17 protein-coding genes and 1 tRNA gene are annotated in these 15,236 nt (G+C 65.6%); 12 read left to right on the forward strand and 6 right to left on the reverse strand.

Annotated features, from left to right (window positions below; translation table 11 throughout):
- Window positions 1-54: 54 nt before the first annotated feature.
- On the reverse strand, window positions 55-2,142 hold the full coding sequence (locus tag ELY13_RS10745; protein ID WP_126173912.1) for a TonB-dependent receptor: 2,088 nt from the start codon (window positions 2,140-2,142) through the stop codon (window positions 55-57).
- 194 nt (window positions 2,143-2,336) lie between these two features.
- On the opposite strand from ELY13_RS10745, the gene ELY13_RS10750 reads away from it, so the two are divergent.
- On the forward strand, window positions 2,337-3,587 hold the full coding sequence (locus tag ELY13_RS10750; protein ID WP_126173913.1) for a helix-turn-helix domain-containing protein: 1,251 nt from the start codon (window positions 2,337-2,339) through the stop codon (window positions 3,585-3,587).
- A 57-nt stretch (window positions 3,588-3,644) separates the two neighbouring features.
- Here the strand turns inward: ELY13_RS10750 and ELY13_RS10755 are convergent, their stop codons facing one another.
- From ELY13_RS10755 to ELY13_RS10765, 3 genes are all read right to left on the reverse strand, one after another.
- On the reverse strand, window positions 3,645-4,406 hold the full coding sequence (locus ELY13_RS10755; RefSeq protein WP_126173914.1) for an IclR family transcriptional regulator: 762 nt from the start codon (window positions 4,404-4,406) through the stop codon (window positions 3,645-3,647).
- A gap of 2 nt (window positions 4,407-4,408) precedes the next feature.
- Complete coding sequence (locus ELY13_RS10760; RefSeq protein WP_241233651.1) at window positions 4,409-5,536, reverse strand: cobalamin-independent methionine synthase II family protein; 1,128 nt, start codon at window positions 5,534-5,536, stop codon at window positions 4,409-4,411.
- Window positions 5,537-5,599: 63 nt separating this feature from the next.
- Complete coding sequence (locus ELY13_RS10765) at window positions 5,600-5,995, reverse strand: nuclear transport factor 2 family protein (protein WP_126173916.1); 396 nt, start codon at window positions 5,993-5,995, stop codon at window positions 5,600-5,602.
- A 63-nt stretch (window positions 5,996-6,058) separates the two neighbouring features.
- Here ELY13_RS10765 and ELY13_RS10770 point away from each other — a divergent pair, with 63 nt between their 5' ends.
- From ELY13_RS10770 to ELY13_RS10810, 9 genes are all read left to right on the forward strand, one after another.
- Window positions 6,059-7,714: a GMC family oxidoreductase gene (locus tag ELY13_RS10770; protein WP_126173917.1), complete on the forward strand. Its 1,656-nt coding sequence runs from the start codon at window positions 6,059-6,061 to the stop codon at window positions 7,712-7,714.
- Window positions 7,711-8,100 carry a nuclear transport factor 2 family protein gene (locus ELY13_RS10775; RefSeq protein ID WP_126173918.1) on the forward strand — a complete coding sequence of 130 codons (390 nt, stop codon included), beginning with the start codon at window positions 7,711-7,713 and terminating at the stop codon, window positions 8,098-8,100. The genes ELY13_RS10770 and ELY13_RS10775 overlap by 4 nt, the downstream gene beginning before the upstream one ends.
- Before the next feature lie 11 nt (window positions 8,101-8,111).
- Window positions 8,112-8,864 (forward strand): SDR family oxidoreductase, encoded by a 753-nt coding sequence (locus tag ELY13_RS10780; RefSeq protein ID WP_126173919.1) that lies wholly within the window; start codon window positions 8,112-8,114, stop codon window positions 8,862-8,864.
- Window positions 8,864-9,391 (forward strand): DUF3237 domain-containing protein, encoded by a 528-nt coding sequence (locus ELY13_RS10785; protein ID WP_126173920.1) that lies wholly within the window; start codon window positions 8,864-8,866, stop codon window positions 9,389-9,391. The genes ELY13_RS10780 and ELY13_RS10785 overlap by 1 nt, the downstream gene beginning before the upstream one ends.
- A gap of 58 nt (window positions 9,392-9,449) precedes the next feature.
- Window positions 9,450-10,355 (forward strand): acetylglutamate kinase, encoded by a 906-nt coding sequence (argB, locus tag ELY13_RS10790; protein WP_126173921.1) that lies wholly within the window; start codon window positions 9,450-9,452, stop codon window positions 10,353-10,355.
- 79 nt (window positions 10,356-10,434) lie between these two features.
- Complete coding sequence (locus tag ELY13_RS10795; protein WP_126173922.1) at window positions 10,435-10,710, forward strand: YggT family protein; 276 nt, start codon at window positions 10,435-10,437, stop codon at window positions 10,708-10,710.
- Complete coding sequence (gene folD, locus ELY13_RS10800) at window positions 10,710-11,600, forward strand: bifunctional methylenetetrahydrofolate dehydrogenase/methenyltetrahydrofolate cyclohydrolase FolD (protein WP_126173923.1); 891 nt, start codon at window positions 10,710-10,712, stop codon at window positions 11,598-11,600. Before ELY13_RS10795 ends, folD begins: the two co-directional genes overlap by 1 nt.
- Window positions 11,597-12,280 (forward strand): Cif family virulence factor, encoded by a 684-nt coding sequence (locus ELY13_RS10805; protein ID WP_126173924.1) that lies wholly within the window; start codon window positions 11,597-11,599, stop codon window positions 12,278-12,280. Before folD ends, ELY13_RS10805 begins: the two co-directional genes overlap by 4 nt.
- Window positions 12,281-12,284: 4 nt before the next feature.
- Entirely contained in the window at window positions 12,285-12,908 is a 624-nt protein-coding gene (locus ELY13_RS10810; RefSeq protein ID WP_126173925.1) for a MarC family protein, read from the forward strand.
- A 29-nt stretch (window positions 12,909-12,937) separates the two neighbouring features.
- Here ELY13_RS10810 and ELY13_RS10815 read toward each other — a convergent pair whose 3' ends face one another.
- The gene (locus ELY13_RS10815) at window positions 12,938-13,555 is read right to left on the reverse strand and encodes an LON peptidase substrate-binding domain-containing protein (RefSeq protein WP_126173926.1); all 618 of its coding nucleotides are present in this window, start codon (window positions 13,553-13,555) and stop codon (window positions 12,938-12,940) included.
- On the reverse strand, window positions 13,555-14,457 hold the full coding sequence (locus tag ELY13_RS10820) for a tetratricopeptide repeat protein (protein WP_126173969.1): 903 nt from the start codon (window positions 14,455-14,457) through the stop codon (window positions 13,555-13,557). Before ELY13_RS10820 ends, ELY13_RS10815 begins: the two co-directional genes overlap by 1 nt.
- Before the next feature lie 185 nt (window positions 14,458-14,642).
- Between ELY13_RS10820 and ELY13_RS10825 the strand changes: the two genes are divergently transcribed.
- Together ELY13_RS10825 and ELY13_RS10830 are read left to right on the forward strand one after the other, a co-directional pair.
- Window positions 14,643-14,717: transfer RNA gene (locus ELY13_RS10825), tRNA-Gly, on the forward strand.
- Window positions 14,718-14,786: 69 nt separating this feature from the next.
- Window positions 14,787-15,131: a hypothetical protein gene (locus ELY13_RS10830; RefSeq protein ID WP_126173927.1), complete on the forward strand. Its 345-nt coding sequence runs from the start codon at window positions 14,787-14,789 to the stop codon at window positions 15,129-15,131.
- The last annotated feature ends 105 nt before the right edge of the window (window positions 15,132-15,236 follow it).

The raw sequence follows: 15,236 nt of genomic DNA on the forward strand, positions 1-15,236 counted from the left end.
ACCTCGCGGTGGCCGCCCTTTCAGTTGGGACAGGGCTGCGTATGAGACACCCCGTCAGAAAGTCTTCTTCACCCCGATCCGCACCTGCCGCGGCTCAACGATCCGGCTGTTGACGCCGAGCACGCCTTCGGCGGGCTCCCCCGGGAAGCGGGTCGCGTAGAAGTAATCGATGTCGTTATCGTCCGAATCCAGCGCGTTGAGCAGCTCTGCATGAACTTGCCACCCCGGGAACCGGCGCGGCGTCCAGGCGCTGCGCAAGTTGACCAGCATGGTCGAATCGCCGCGAACAGAGTTGTCCTCGATCAGCGCATGGGGGCCGAGATAACGCACCCGCGCTGAGGCGTTCCACTCGGGGAAAATTGCCGAAACGCCCAGTTCACCCGCGCTCTCAAGCGCGCCGGGGACGAAGTTCTCGCCTTCCGGAAGCCCTGCGTAGCGGGCGTGGGACCCGGTCCACACCGCGTCGAGCGCCAACCACTGGTTCGGTTTCCAGAAGCCCGTCAGTTCGTAGCCGTGCCGCCGACCGGGATCGCTCGGCTCAACCGCGCCGGAATCGCCGACATAGATCAGCTCGCTCTCGATCGTGCTCCACCAGTACACGCCGGTCAGGATCAGCCCGCCGCGCTCAAAACGCGTGCCCAGTTCCTTGAAGGTGCCTTCGACCAGACCCGGCGCCGGATCCTCCGGATTGGTGACGCCGCGCGCGTCATTGGAATGGAAGCCTTCGCCCCAGTTGGCGTAAAGCGCGATTCCCGGCACCACTTCGTAGTTCGCGCCGATCTTGGGGGAGAGGATCTGGTCCTCCGCCGTCCCGCTCCAGCTGTTCTCGCCTTCCAGCGCCTCTGTTTCGAACCGGTACCAGTCGCCGCGCAGGCCGCCGGTCACCATCAGGCGGTCGGTCGGCCGCCAGATCGCCTCCCCGTATAGGCCCGCGCTGCTTTCCTCCACCTTGAAGGACCCGACGGTGAACCGCTTCACCCCGGCAGCGGTCTTGTCGAGGCCCACGGGATCGATTTCGTCGCGCCGCAATTCGGTCCCGATCCGCAGAGACAGGGACTCGTTCAAGTCGAACGCGCGCTCGACGCGCCCGCCGTATGCCCACAGCTCCTCGTACTGGCGCAATTGGTCGCCGTTGACCGGATCATCCAGGAAGAAGGTGAAGTTCGACAGCAGGCTCCAGTCATAATGCTGCGCCCAGCCGGTAATCCGCCAGGCATCGGACCGATAGTTGACCGTCAGGATCTGGCGCTCGGTCGTCCCGCGCAACGTCGGGTCCAGGGTGCCGTAGCGGTCTTCAAGCAGTGTGCCGACCGCCCGCACCGGGATCTGCTCGGTCGGGGCCCAGCTGGCATCGTAGAGGTTCAGCGTGGCCTGGAACGTGCCCGCCCCAAGCGGGGCGGAGTATTTCAGCAAGCCGGAATAGCCGCTGAAATCCTCCGGCAGTTCCCACGGGCCGTCGTTGTACTTCGCTTGCCCTACCGCCAGCAGGTCCCCACCGCCGACCGGGACGGAGCCCCCGGCGACGAAGCGGCTGTACCCGTACTGCCCCGCCTCGACCAGGGCGAACGGCTCCATCCTGTCACGCGTGGTGAGGAAGGCGGACCCGACGAAGCTGAAATCGCCGGTGTCCGCCCGGTACGGACCCTTGCGGTAGTCTACCCGCTGGACGGTCTCGGGGATCAGGCCATTGACGTCGAGATAGCCCTGCCCGTGCCCATGGGTGCGGAAGTTCATGGGCGTGTCATCGATATAGACCGCAAAGTCGGTGCCGTGATCGAGATTGAAGCCCCGCAGGAAGTACTGGTTGGCCTTCCCGCCCCCGGAATGCTGGGTTGCGATCATCCCCGGCACCGCTTCCAGCAGTTCGGCGGGTCGCAGCAGCGGCCGCACCACCAGATCCGCCCCGGCCACGCCGCCTTCGCTGGCGGCCACTGCCTCGCCGATCCGCCTCTCGCCGCGTCCGTAGACGGTGATCACCGGCATGTCGGTGGGGATCTCAAAACATTCGGGCGGGGTTGCGCCCGGCGGGGCACCGACCGGCAGCTCGCAGGATGCGTCAAACGCTTCCTCAACGGTGTCCCGGGGATCGGCGTCCTGGGCCAAAGCCGGGGCGGCCGAAGCGATCAGCGCAGCCGTTGCCAAGCCGGCGAGCAGAACCGGGCGTCGCCGTTGCGCACGGCGGGTACTCAGAAGGGTGTCGGAAGGAAGGATCAAGATGGTGTCCGAAGGATTGCCTGTTCCACCCTGAGTGGTGGCGCCCGATGGTCAAACCAAGTTAATTACGGTAATCCGCGCGTTACACGAACGTTACATCCGCCTTTCCCGCAGGAGTTCCCTTGTCCCGAAGCCAGTTTCAAGCGGCGGACCGCCGGGCAAGCGCCTTCGCTGCCGAGGTCGACCGCGTGCGCGACAGCGGCACCTTGGGCGCGACCGGGCGCCTGCGCGACTTGTTCGATTTTCTTGCCGCCCGGGGCAATGCGGCCGAGCCGGTCAGCCAGGCCGAGATATCCGGGGCCGTATTCGGCCAGACCGAAAGCATCGCCGACGATGCGACGGTGCGGGTGTACATTCACCGACTGCGCAAGCGGCTGGACGATTTCTACGTCGAGGCGGGCGAAGACGCCCCCCGCCTGACGATTCCTCCTGGAATTTATGCCCTTCGCCTGCTGCAGGACGCCGCGCACCCCGATCCCGCTCCTTCAGGGCTCGGGCCGCGCCGGTGGCGAGCGGCGCTGCCCACAGCACTGATGGTCGCCCTTGGGGTCCTGCTGGTTGCCGGCGCCTTTCTGCTCGGGCGCAGTAATCGGGTGGGGGCGCAGCTGCCGGAACCCAACGCGATGTGGCAGCCGTTCCTCGCATCAGACCGGCCAATCGTGGTCGTGCTCGGCGACTACTACATCTTCGGCGAGATCGATCCCGTTCGGCCCGAGACGGGCCGGCTGATCCGCGACTTTGCGATCAACTCCCCCACCGACCTCGCCCGGGCGCAGGAACGGGACGTCGGGCGCTACGGGAACGCGGAAGATGTCGGGCTGAATTACCTGCCATTCTCCAGTGCCTATGCCCTGCGCGCCCTGATGCCGATCCTGGCGCAGCACGAACAGCCGGTGGAGGTGATGCCTGCCTCTGCGGTGGACAGCGACACCCTGCGCAACTTCAATGTGGTCTATGTCGGCCTGATCAGCGGGATGGGCTTGCTCGAGGACATCAACTTCATGCAATCGACCTTCGCCGTCGGCCCCAGCTACGACGAGCTGATCGACCTGAAGACAAACCGCGACTACGTCAGCGAGGAAGCGCGCCAGCTTTCATCCGGCCAGTATTACCGCGACTACGCCTATGTATCCCAGTTTCGCGAACCCGGCGGCGCGCTGGTCGCGGTTGTTGCGGGAGCGCGAGACACGGCCTTGCGCGGCATTGCCCCGGTCATCGCCGGTCCCGCGCTGCCGGAACCGGTCGCGAAGTTGGCCGCCGATTCCGGCCCGCCAGGCTTCGAAGTCCTGTTCGAGGTAATCGGGCACCAGGGATCCGATCTGAAGGATCGCCTGATCGACGCGCGTCCCCGCACCGTCCCCGCAACGCGCTAGAGCCGTTTCGCCATCATCCGCTGCCCAGCCGATGCTTGCCGCCGGCTGTTGTGCGCTTCAGCCGCTCTGGAGCAAGTCTGCGGTGCGGACGAGCAGCTCTTCCGCTCGCGCTTCCACTTCCTCGCTGTAGCGCGCCACCGGAACAGCGATCGATAGCGCGCCGATGACATCGCCCCCGATCCACACCACCCGGCCAATGCCGCGAATGCCCAGGCTGAACTCCTCGGTTGTCCGCGCAAAGCCGGTCTTGCGGATTTGCGCGATTTCGCGACGAAGACCCTTTTCGCCGACTTCGGTCGACGGCGTGAACCGCTGGCGCTGCGTCTCGGCAAAGTAGCGGTCGAGTTCCGCATCCGGCAGGGCGGCCAGCAGCGCCTTGCCCGAGGCAAGTGGATGCATCGGCAGCCGCTGCCCGGTGGGCACGGAGTAGCGCAGCGCCTGCTCGCTCGATTCGGTCACCAGCGCCTCAAGCTCCCAGCCGGTGCGCACGAAGAAGCTGGCGGTTTCGTTCAACTGGACCCGCAAGGTGCGCACCAGCGGCGCGGTGCGTTCCGCCAGGCTGAACCCGCCCGGACGCGCCTGTAGCCGAGCCAGGCCCGGCCCGGCCCGGTAACGCCGCGAATCGCGCGTCAGGTACCCGCGCTCCACCAAGGTGGAGAGCAGGTACGACAAGCTGGAAACCGGAATGCCGAGCGCGGTGGCGATTTCCTGCGCCACCATCGGCCGATCGTGCGCCACGACATATTCGATAATGTCGAGCGTGCGGATCGCCGACTTGACCTGGCTTGACTGGGTCGCCGGAGAGGGGCCCTCCGTCATGCCTACCCGATCCGCTTGTCCGCGATATCCGCGCCTTCCCGCAGCGCTGCCAGCTTCTTCCACGCGACCGCGGGATCGATCTTTCCGTACCCGGCAAACGTACCGAACCCGCAATCGGAGCTGGCGATCACGCGGTCCTTGCCGACGAATGCGGCGTAGCGTTCGATCCGCTGGGCAATCAATTCGGGGGTTTCGAGGTAGTTCGAACAGGAATCGATCAGCCCGGGGGCAAGGATCTTGTCCTGCGGCAGCTTCGCGTCGCGCCAGACCACCCATTCGTGCTCATGCCGGGGGTTTGCGCCTTCGAACAGGATCGTCGCCGGCCGTGCGGAGAGCACGATGTCGATGATCTTCTCAAGCGGAATGTCGAAATCGTGCGGGCCCTCGTAATTGCCCCAGCAGACGTGCATCCGCAGCATTTCCGGCGCGATGTTCGCGGTGGCGGCGTTCAACGCCTCGACGTTGGCGGAAATCGTGCGGAGGAATTCGTCCTCGCTCTGGTCCTGGTAGCCCGTGTGCCGGCTCATTGCGAGATCGGGGCAATCGAGCTGAAGCTGGAAGCCCGCCGCGACGATCGCCTCGTACTCGGGCCGCATCGCGTCGGCCAGATCGGCCAGATAGGCCTCGTGGCTCGGGTAGAACTGGTTCGGCTGGAACGCCGTGATCAGCCCGGGAGACGCCGAGTTCAGGAAGCCTTTCACCCCGTTGCCGTGCCGGTCCATCGCGGTCCGGAACCGGCGGATGTCGTCGTGCAGCGGCTGCAGGTTGACCAGTTCCACCTTGCCGATGGCGCTGGCGCGAGTGAATTCCTGCGCACCCATGATATGCGACAGCTTCTGCGCCAGGTCCGGCACGGCTGCCAAGTCCAGCGCGGGCTTGCGCGGGCTGTGCCCGCCGAAGCCGGACAGACGCTCAATGATATAAGTGGAATAGCCGACCTTGCCGAGTTCTCCGTCGCTGACGACCGAAACTCCGGCTTCGACTTGCTGGCGGACCGCCTGGTCCACGGCATCCTGCACCAGCCGGTCGAACTCGGCTTCGTCATAAGCCTCGCCCTTGTCGCGGGCGAGGAGCAGCGGAACGAGTTCGGGCCCGCGCGGCAGGCTTCCGACATGAGTGGTCTGGATCACGAATAGCACCCCTTTTCAGAGGGCACCGTATTTCACGTATGCGAAATTAACGCAAGCGCGAAGCTAGGGCACGATGGCGCAGCCGACGCTTTCGATCTTCCCATCCTTCAGGTGATAATGGATATACTGGCGCATTTCCTGGACCTCGCCTTTCCGGATCGGGAAAAACTCGTCGAGGTTGCGAGCCTTGAGCTCCTCGGGGGTAAGATCCGCGATTCCTTCGACCCGGACGATCCCTTCGACCGCCGTCAGATTGTCGCTATGGGCAAACCGTTCGACACGGACCGTTTCACGCACGTAGGTGTGCAGGAAGGTGTAGAACTCCCGCAGCTGCTCCCGCGTGGTGATCTCGACCCCGAAGAAGGCCATCCGCGGGTTCGGGCCGTAAAAATCGAACACCGCGTCATAGTCGCGAGCGTTGAAGGCTTCGACGTAGCGGTCATAGTCCTGGCGGTTCATCTTGCGCTCCTCTCCTTGCCTTGCTTTGTAACGATCGTTAGCAAGGCCGCAAGGAGAGAGACGATGGCCGGAAGCAGCGAACATTTCGATTACATTGTGGTGGGTGCAGGCAGCGCGGGCTGCGTCGTCGCCGCACGGCTGAGCGAAGACCCCCACGTGAACGTCCTGCTGCTTGAGGCCGGTCAGCGGGACGAACACCCCTATCTCAAGATGCCGCTGGCTTTCCTGAAGGCCATGCCGGACCCGCGGTTCAACTGGCCCTACATGACGGAGCCGGAACCGCACCTCAATGGACGCCAGTTGCCGCTGCCGCGCGGCAAGGTGATGGGCGGATCGGGCTCCATCAACGGGATGTTCGCGATGCGCGGCCACCCGCGCGATTACGACCAGTGGGCGCAGATGGGCGCGCGCGGCTGGTCCTATGCCGATGTCCTGCCGTATTTCCGCAAGCTGGAGAACAGCTGGCGCGGCGACAGCACCTATCACGGCACGCAAGGCCCGGTGAAGGTTCGCCCGATCGACCTGCCGGAGCTGCATCATGAACGCATGATGCAGACCGCGCATGCCGCCGGACTTCCGACCAGCGAGGATCTGGCCGGGGACGTGCCGGAAGGATTCGCCCGGGGGGAGCAGACGGTCGACGAGAAGGGCCGCCGGGTCAGTGCAGCCACTGCCTACATCAAGCCGGCGCTGGGACGGCGCAATCTCGATGTACGGTCCGGCGTGCTCGTCCGCCGCGTGGTGTTCGACGGCAAGCGCTGCGTGGGCGTGGAAATCGACACGCCCGAAGGCGCGCAGGTGATCCGCGCCCGGCGCGAAGTTGTCCTCTCCGGCGGAGCCTACAATTCCCCGCACTTGCTGATGCTGTCCGGCATTGGCCCCGCCGAGCACCTGCGCGAGCATGGGATCGACGTGCTGCACGACAGCCCCGGCGTCGGCCGCAACCTGCAGGAACACCCCACCGCCTCGCTGGAATTCAACGCCAGCCAGCCGGTCACTTTCCTCAACCAGTTGCGGTGGGACAAGATCGCTCTCAACTCGGTCCGCTGGGCGCTGTTCGGCACCGGGCCGATGGCGACCCAGGTCAACAGCTGCAACGTGGTCGTCCGCACGGCGGATCACCTCGACCGCCCGGACCTGCAGATCATGGTTAACCCCATCCGCTTCGATGCCCAGACCTGGTTCCCTGGCGTGCGCGCGGTGCAGGAGCATGTCTGGTGGGCCGGTCTTGTCCAGCTTCACCCCGAAAGCCGCGGCTGGGTGAACTTGCGCAGCGCCGACCCGCGTGAAACCGCGGCGGTCACGCTCAACATCCTGGCGACTGAGGAAGACCGCGCGCAGATGCGCCGCTCCGTCCGGATGGCGCGCAAGATCTACAACACCCCGCCGATGAGCGAATATGTCGGCAGCGAACGCACCCCGGGGGCACAGGTCGAGACCGACGAGGAACTGGACGCCTACATCGCGGCCAGCTGCTATGTCGCGCAGCACCCGACCAGCACCTGCGCGATGGCGATGGGCGACCGTTCGGTGGTCGATTCGGAACTGCGCGTCCTTGGGGTTGAAGGCCTGCGGGTGGCGGATTGCTCGGTCATGCCGACGGTTCCGGGCGGCAACACCAACTTGTCCGCGATCATGGTCGGTGAAAAGTGCGCCGACCTGATCAAGGGCGAAGTCCTGCCGGCCGCCGAAGTCCCGAATCTCGAGCACGCGGCATGAGCCGGACCGCGCAGGAGGAAGCAAATCTCGCCCTCGTGCTCGGGTTGTTTCGTGACGTGCTGAACCCGATGGATTCGGGCGCGGTGGACCGGTTCATCGCGCCCGACTACGTCCAGCACAACCAGTCGGTCGAGCCGGGGCGGGAGCCGCTCAAGCGCTTTCTCGACATGATTCGGGAGCAGACACCCGACGCGGTGCACGACGTGAAGCGCGCGTTCGTGGACGGCGACCACGTGACCGTTCACTATCACGTGCGCCGCTGGCCCGACGATCTCGGCTGGGCGGTGATCGACATCTTCCGGGTTGAGAACGGACTGATCGTCGAACACTGGGACGTGATGCAGGACGTGGTCGAGGGCGGCCCGAACCCGATTTCACCATTTTGAGGGAGAGCCAGGTGACACGTTTTCAGGACAAGGTCGTCCTCGTGCTCGGCGGCAACAGCGGGATCGGCCTCGCGTCGGCCCAGGCCTTTGCCAAGGAAGGCGCGAAAGTGCGGATTACCGGCCGCAACCAGCAGACGCTGGACGAAGCGGTGAGCGCCATTCCGGGGGCCAAGGGCTTCCAGTCGGACATCGCCGACATCGCTTCGACGGAGCAGGTGATTTCCGCCATCGAGGCGGAAGACGGACGGATCGACGTGCTCTACGTTAACGCCGGGGTCGGCGGGTTCGCTCCCTTGCGTGACGTAACCGAGGACGCGTGGGACCACGTCCATTCGGTCAATCTCAAAGGCTGCATATTTGCGATCCAGAAGGCCGTGCGCCTGATGGGCAAGGGCGGCGCGATCATCGTTACCGGGTCGATTGGTGCCCATGCCTCTCTGCCCGGCAATCTGGCCTACGCCGCCGCCAAGGGCGGGCTCTACGCCGCCGTGAAGGTGATTGCCGGCGAACTGGTGAGCGAGGGCATCCGGGTAAACATGGTTAGCCCGGGACCGATCGACACGCCGCTGCTTTATCGCAATCCGGGCATGAGCGACGAAGCGGTCGCCGCGCTCAAGGACAAGATGATCGAGAACATCCCGATGCACCGGATGGGACAAAGCGAGGAAGTTGCCCGTACGGTGCTGTTCCTCGCCTCCGACGAGGCATCGTTCATTACCGCCGCGAACCTGTTCGTCGATGGCGGCCTGCTGGAGCTTCGCTGATGGACTTCCACGATTCCACCCCGTTCACCCCGCCGTTTTCCACCGTCGACAACCCGCGTCTCGAATTCGTGATGGAAGTCCGGCTGAAGTTCCCGGAGGTCTACACGATGGCCAATGTGCCGAGCGGCGGCAACCGCAGCGCGGTGCTGGTGGAAAGCGGAACGTTCGAGGGACCGCGCCTCAAGGGCCGCGCCGTGCCCCATTCGGGCGGCGACTACGCTTATTTCCGTCCCGATGACGTAGCGGTGTTCGACGCCCGCTACCTGCTGGAAGAGGAGGACGGCACGCTGATCCTGCTCAACAACAAGGGATTCCTTTGGGGCCGCCAGCCCGACACGATGCAGCGGCTGCGGGACTGGGCGTTCTCGGACGGAGAGCCGGTCGACAACCAGCAGTACTACCTGCGCGGCCAGCCGACCTTCGAATGTCCGGTCGGCAAGCACGACTGGCTGACCAAACACGTCTTCATCGGCGTGGGTGAACGGCGGAGCGACGGCAACCTCCTGCGGTACTACGCACTCGTCTGACCTAGGCAGCGCGCGCCGGAGCGGCTAAGCGCCGCGCCGCAAGGAGGTACGCACACGCATGGGCCAAGACACGTTCGACCAGACGGCAATGCTCGCGAAAGCGGAAGTGCTGATCGAGGCGCTGCCGTATCTCCAGCGTTATGCCGGGCGTACTTTCGTCGTGAAATACGGCGGGCACGCGATGGGCGATCCGGAGGCGGCGCGCGACTTTGCCGAAGACATCGTGCTGCTGAAGGCAGTCGGCATCAACCCGGTGGTCGTCCACGGGGGCGGGCCACAGATCGGGGCGATGCTGAAGAAGCTGGGAGTCGAATCCACCTTCATTGACGGCCTGCGCGTGACCGACAAGGCCACCGCCGAAGTGGCCGAAATGGTCCTGTCCGGTGGGATCAACAAGGAACTGGTCGCCTGGATCGCCCGCGCGGGCGGCAAGGCGATCGGCATTTCCGGCAAGGACGGCGGACTGGTGACCGCGACCAAGGTGACCCGCACCGTCAAGGACCCGGAAAGCAACATCGAACAAGCGGTCGACCTCGGCTTTGTCGGGGAGCCGTCGCATGTCGACATCACGATCCTCGAAACCGCGAGCAACGCGGGGATGATTCCGATCGTCGCCCCGATCGGCGCGGGGGCCGACGGGCATACCTACAACATCAACGCCGACACGATGGCCGGCGCGATTGCAGCAGCCCTGGGTGCGGCGCGCCTGTTCCTTCTGACCGACGTCAAGGGCGTGCTGAACAAGCAGGGCGAGTTGCTGACTGACCTCACCCCGGCCGACATCGCCACCTTGCGCAACGACGGCACGATCAGCGGCGGGATGATCCCGAAGCTGGAAACCTGCGTCCAGGCGGTGGAGGCAGGCTGTGAGGCTGCCGTGGTGCTGGACGGCCGGGTTCCGCACGCGATGCTGCTGGAATTCTTCACCTCGCGCGGGGCCGGCACCCTGGTGCGGGCCGGATGACCGGTTGATGCAAGCCTACCCGGTCGGCTAGGCAGTCCGGGCCGGCAACCCGGCTCCAAGCGAAAGGCCAAGAGCACTCATGTTGACCCTAATCGCCATCGTCGGCCTGATCACCCGCGTGGTGACAATGCTGGTGATCGTCCAGATGATCATCGGCCTGCTGTTCGCCTTCAACGTGATCAGCGCGCGCAACGAATTCATGATGGCGATCTACAACGCGATCAACTCGCTGCTCGAACCGGTGCTGCGGCCGATCCGCCGCATCATGCCGGCCACGGGCGCGATCGACTTTTCACCGCTGGTCCTGATCCTGGGCCTGCAGATCCTGATGATCATTCTGACTGGGGTTGCCTGATGACTGCCGAAAAAATCGACGGAAAAGCCTTTGCCGCGTCCTTGCGTGAAACGGTTGGCCGTTACGCCGCCGAGTTCGAACGCAAGGCCAACCGCAAGGCTGGCCTTGCGGTCGTGCTGGTGGGAGAAGACCCGGCCAGCCAAGTCTATGTCCGCAGCAAGGGCAAATCGACCGTCGAAGCCGGCATGAACAGCTTCGAGTTCCGCATGGACGCGGACACGCCGGAACAGGCCCTGCTCGACAAGATCGATTCGCTGAACCGCGACGACGCCGTCGACGGTATCCTGGTCCAGCTGCCGCTGCCCAAGCACATGGACGAGGCGAAGGTTATCGCCACAATCAACCCTGACAAGGACGTGGACGGGTTCCACGTGATCAACGCCGGGCGGCTGGCGGTCGGGCAGGAAGGCTTCGTCCCCTGCACTCCGCTTGGCTGCCTGATGCTGCTGGAGGACCGTCTGGGCGATTTATCGGGCAAGGAAGCGGTCGTGATCGGCCGCTCCAACATCGTCGGCAAGCCGATGGCGCAGCTGCTGACGGACGCGAACGCAACCGTCACCATCGCCCACAGCCGGACGAAGGACTTGCCCGGAGTGGTGCGCCGCGCCGACATCGTCGTCGCCGCCGTTGGTCGTCCGGAAATGGTCAAGGGCGACTGGCTGAAGCCGGGCGCGGTCGTGATCGACGTAGGCATCAACCGCATCGAGGGCGAAGGCGGCAAGGGTAAGCTGGTGGGCGACGTCGATTACCAGGAAGCAATGCAGGTCGCCTCGGCCGTCACCCCGGTGCCCGGCGGCGTCGGCCCGATGACGATCGCGGTCCTGCTGCGCAACACGCTGGTCGCCGCTTATCGCCAGGAAGGCATCGCGCTGGACAAGGACGCGCTGTGAGCCCGCGCCGGCTTTCCGGCCTGCTGCTGGCGCTGCTTGCGGCCTGCGCCACCGGGCCGGACAAGCCGGGCCGGGACTTGCGCCCCACCGCCACTCCCAGCACGGTCGTGGCCGCAGAACTGGCGTTCGCACGGCTGGCGCAGGAAAAGGGCCAGTGGACCGCGTTCCGCGAATACGCGACCGATGACGCGGTGATGTTCGTGCCGCAGCCGGTCAACGCGCGGGACTGGCTGCGCAGCCAGTCCGATCCCGCCCAGGCGGTTCGCTGGCAACCGCATCAGGTCTGGTCGAGCTGCGACGGCTCGCTCGCGGTCACCAGAGGCGCCTGGCAGGGAGTGGAAGGCGTCACCGGGTACTTCACGACCGTGTGGCAGCGGCAGCGGGATGGATCGTACATGTGGGTGCTCGACCAGGGGGACACGCTGGCGCAGCCGCTGGCGGCGCCGGAGATGATCCAGGCCTCCGTTGCCGAATGCGCCTCCCTACCGGCCGCAGCGCCTGCTCCGGGCAGCGTGCCCCCGCCTGCTGGCGGGGTGGTGCGGCGCGAAGGGGTGTCGGAGGATCGCACCTTGCAATGGGTAGTCGATATCGCGCCCGATTACGGCCGCACGCTCACGGTCCGGCGCTGGACCGGATCGGGGTATGAGGACGTGCTCCGCGGCGAGGTGGCTGCGCCCTAAGCCGATGTTCGAGCTGTTCGTCTCCTCCTTCATCACCCTGTTCGTGGTGATCGATCCGCCCGGGTGCGCGCCGATCTATTATGGCCTGACCCGGGACGCATCGCCTGCGGAACGGCGATCGATGGCGATGCGCGCCACCCTGATCGCCTCGCTGATCCTGCTCGGCTTCGCGTTGTTCGGCGAGGCGTTGCTTCAGTCCCTGCACATCGAACTGGACGCCTTCCGCATTGCCGGAGGAATCATGCTGTTCCTCATCGCGTTCGACATGGTGTTCGAACGGCGCACCCAGCGGCGGGAAGAACGAGCCGAAAAGATCCTCGGCACCCCGGAAGTGGAGGACGTTTCCGTCTTCCCGATGGCGATGCCGATGCTTGCCGGGCCCGGCGCGATCGCGTCCGTGATGCTGCTGGTCGCGCGCACACGGGGGATCGAGGAAAGCCTGGTGGTGATCGCCGCGCTGGCAGCGGTGATGATCCTGACGCTCATCGCCCTGCTCGCCGCCGCACCGCTGATGCGCTTGTTCGGCCAGCGGGTGGAAGCGGTGGTAACGCGGCTGCTGGGCGTGCTGCTGGCTGCGCTGGCGGCCCAATTCGTGATCAACGGCTTGCGGGGAAGCTTCGGTCTGTGAGGCCCTTCCCGCAACCGGGAGGGACTTTGCTACTGCAGCGTAACGCGCCCGTCTTCGGGGCTTCCGCGCCCGAAAAACTGCATCAGCTGGATCAGCAGTTCGCAGCGCGTGACAAGATCCGGCGCTTCCAGCAAGGCCTGCTTGGCTGCCGTATCGAACGGCGCAATCTGGCTGACGCCGTTGACCAGCGAAAGATCGTCCAGCCGTTCGACGGATTCCCAGTCCACGCTATAGCCCTGCCGGTCGGCGAATGTCCTGGCCTCCTGTTCCAGGCTGGCGCGCTCGATCGCGCTGAGAACCTCGTGCTCCGGATCGAACAGGACTTCCCCTTCCACTTGCCGGAACGGAGTGGAGACGGAAAGCTCGCGCAGCAGGCGGAAGCGGGCCTCCCCTTCCAGCACGATGTTGTAGCGCCCGTCCTCCAGTGCTTCGACATCCTCGATCCGCCCGATGCATCCGACCGAGAACAGCGGGGCGCCTTCACCCGCCGTCTGCGGCTGGATCATCGCGATCCGCCGATCACGGGCCAGCGCGTCGCCGACCAGCGCGCGATAGCGAGGCTCGAAGATATGGAGCGGCAGCTGCAATCCGGGAAACAGGATCGCGCCGGCGAGCGGGAAGATCGAAAGGCGCGATGAAGGCGCCATCAGCCGAACAGCAGCAGCGACAGGCGGCGGCGCTGCTGCGCCACCCACGGATCTTCCAGCCCGACTGCCTCGAAGATCTTCAGCAGCTTGGCCTTGGCCGCGCCCTCCTCCCACTCGGGATCGGTCTCGATCATCCGCAGCAGGGTATCGGCGGCTTCATCTCGCTGGCCCGCGGCAAAGGCTGCGGCGGCGAAATCGAACTGCGCCTGCTGGTCGGCCGGGCGTTCCGCCGCGGCAGCGCGCAGGGCCTGCAGCTCGCCTTCCTCGACGCCCGTGCCCGCCAGTTCCAGCGCACTGCCGGCCTGCGCCACCACCGGATCGGCCTTGAGCGCGTCGGGCAGCGAATCAAACACGGCCTGCGCTTCGGCGCGGTGCCCGGCGGCCAGCAGCGCGCGAATCAGCCCGGATTGCGCCCCGGGATTATCCGGCGCCATGTCGGTGATCTGGGCAAAGACCGCCGCGGCCCGCTCGGCGTCGCCTTCGGCCAGCACTTGCTCACCCATCGCCACCAACTGGCCGATATCAGCCTGCGGATCCTGCTCTTCCGCGCTGAGCGACAGCCGCTCCAGCACTTGGTCGAGCACTTGCTTCAGCTGCGATTCGCTGCGCGCGCTCGTGAGATCGGCGATCGGCTGCCCTTGGTGGATCGCATAGACCGTCGGGATCGAGCGGACCTGGAACTGGGAGGCGATGAACGGTTCTTCATCGACGTTGAGCTTGGCCAGCACGACGCCCTTGTCGGCGTATTCGGCCGCGACCTTCTCCAGCACCGGCGTCAGCGCCTTGCACGGTCCGCACCATTCGGCCCAGAAATCGAGGATCACCAGCTTGGTCATCGACGGCTCGACCACGTCCTTGCGGAATCGGTCGATCGCCTTCTGCTCATCAAGGTTGAGGCCCATGCTCGCCAAGGGAATGCTCCTGTTGTCCGCGCTCGTGGTTCAATGTGGCGCGTTCCTATGTGGGTTCTTGGCAGGATTTGTGAAGCCCGGCAAACCGGGGAGACGAAAGGCGGATTTTCCGCTTGCGGCATCACGGAGGCGATGCTAACCGCCCGCTCCTCACCGGGACAATCCGGTACGCCAGAGCGGGCGTAGCTCAGGGGTAGAGCACAACCTTGCCAAGGTTGGGGTCGAGGGTTCGAATCCCTTCGCCCGCTCCAATTTTTACAGCCTCCGTCCGGGGTCGGCGCAGCTTGTCGTGCCGCAGGGACGATGCTAGCGGACGATCCATGGCTCGGCTGCTGTCTCTTCTGATCATGCTTGCGCTAGCGCTGAACGGCCCAGCCGTTGCTGCGGCCGTGTGCCATCACTCCAGCGTCCATGCCCACGTGCTCGCGCTGCAGAGTGCCGACGAGCAGATCGCCGCCGAGGCAATCGACGAGGAAAACGCCGCCGCCACGCAGAAAAGCGCACTTGCGCGCGCTGCGGCGATGCAGCTGGCACCGTTCCTGCTGCCGGAGCAACCCATCGTGGTTACGCCGCAAGGGACCGACACGGCCAATCGCCACGCGGCCGATCCCGATGAACTGACAGGACGGGCAATCCGCCCGCTGCTGGAGCCGCCGGTCGCCTGAACCGGCCGGGTGCCGTGCCCCTGGCCCGCCGGGCGTCCGGTGAGGCCGAAGGCCGCCACCCTTCTCCACACCCCTCAGCGATCCCAGTCGATCGACGATCCTGCT

This window comes from Altericroceibacterium xinjiangense (assembly GCF_003958635.1).
GTDB lineage: Bacteria > Pseudomonadota > Alphaproteobacteria > Sphingomonadales > Sphingomonadaceae > Altericroceibacterium_A > Altericroceibacterium_A xinjiangense.

What these genes read in the sequence shown, in the direction of transcription:
- ELY13_RS10755 (WP_126173914.1), bottom strand. Translation starts at nt 4,406, where the DNA reads ATGACGGAGGGCCCCTCTCCGGCGACCCAGTCAAGCCAGGTCAAGTCG.
- ELY13_RS10765 (WP_126173916.1), bottom strand. Translation starts at nt 5,995, where the DNA reads ATGAACCGCCAGGACTATGACCGCTACGTCGAAGCCTTCAACGCTCGC.
- ELY13_RS10770 (WP_126173917.1), top strand. Translation starts at nt 6,059, where the DNA reads ATGGCCGGAAGCAGCGAACATTTCGATTACATTGTGGTGGGTGCAGGC.
- ELY13_RS10775 (WP_126173918.1), top strand. Translation starts at nt 7,711, where the DNA reads ATGAGCCGGACCGCGCAGGAGGAAGCAAATCTCGCCCTCGTGCTCGGG.
- ELY13_RS10785 (WP_126173920.1), top strand. Translation starts at nt 8,864, where the DNA reads ATGGACTTCCACGATTCCACCCCGTTCACCCCGCCGTTTTCCACCGTC.
- argB (WP_126173921.1), top strand. Translation starts at nt 9,450, where the DNA reads ATGGGCCAAGACACGTTCGACCAGACGGCAATGCTCGCGAAAGCGGAA.
- ELY13_RS10795 (WP_126173922.1), top strand. Translation starts at nt 10,435, where the DNA reads ATGTTGACCCTAATCGCCATCGTCGGCCTGATCACCCGCGTGGTGACA.
- folD (WP_126173923.1), top strand. Translation starts at nt 10,710, where the DNA reads ATGACTGCCGAAAAAATCGACGGAAAAGCCTTTGCCGCGTCCTTGCGT.
- ELY13_RS10810 (WP_126173925.1), top strand. Translation starts at nt 12,285, where the DNA reads ATGTTCGAGCTGTTCGTCTCCTCCTTCATCACCCTGTTCGTGGTGATC.
- ELY13_RS10815 (WP_126173926.1), bottom strand. Translation starts at nt 13,555, where the DNA reads ATGGCGCCTTCATCGCGCCTTTCGATCTTCCCGCTCGCCGGCGCGATC.
- ELY13_RS10820 (WP_126173969.1), bottom strand. Translation starts at nt 14,457, where the DNA reads ATGGGCCTCAACCTTGATGAGCAGAAGGCGATCGACCGATTCCGCAAG.
- ELY13_RS10830 (WP_126173927.1), top strand. Translation starts at nt 14,787, where the DNA reads ATGGCTCGGCTGCTGTCTCTTCTGATCATGCTTGCGCTAGCGCTGAAC.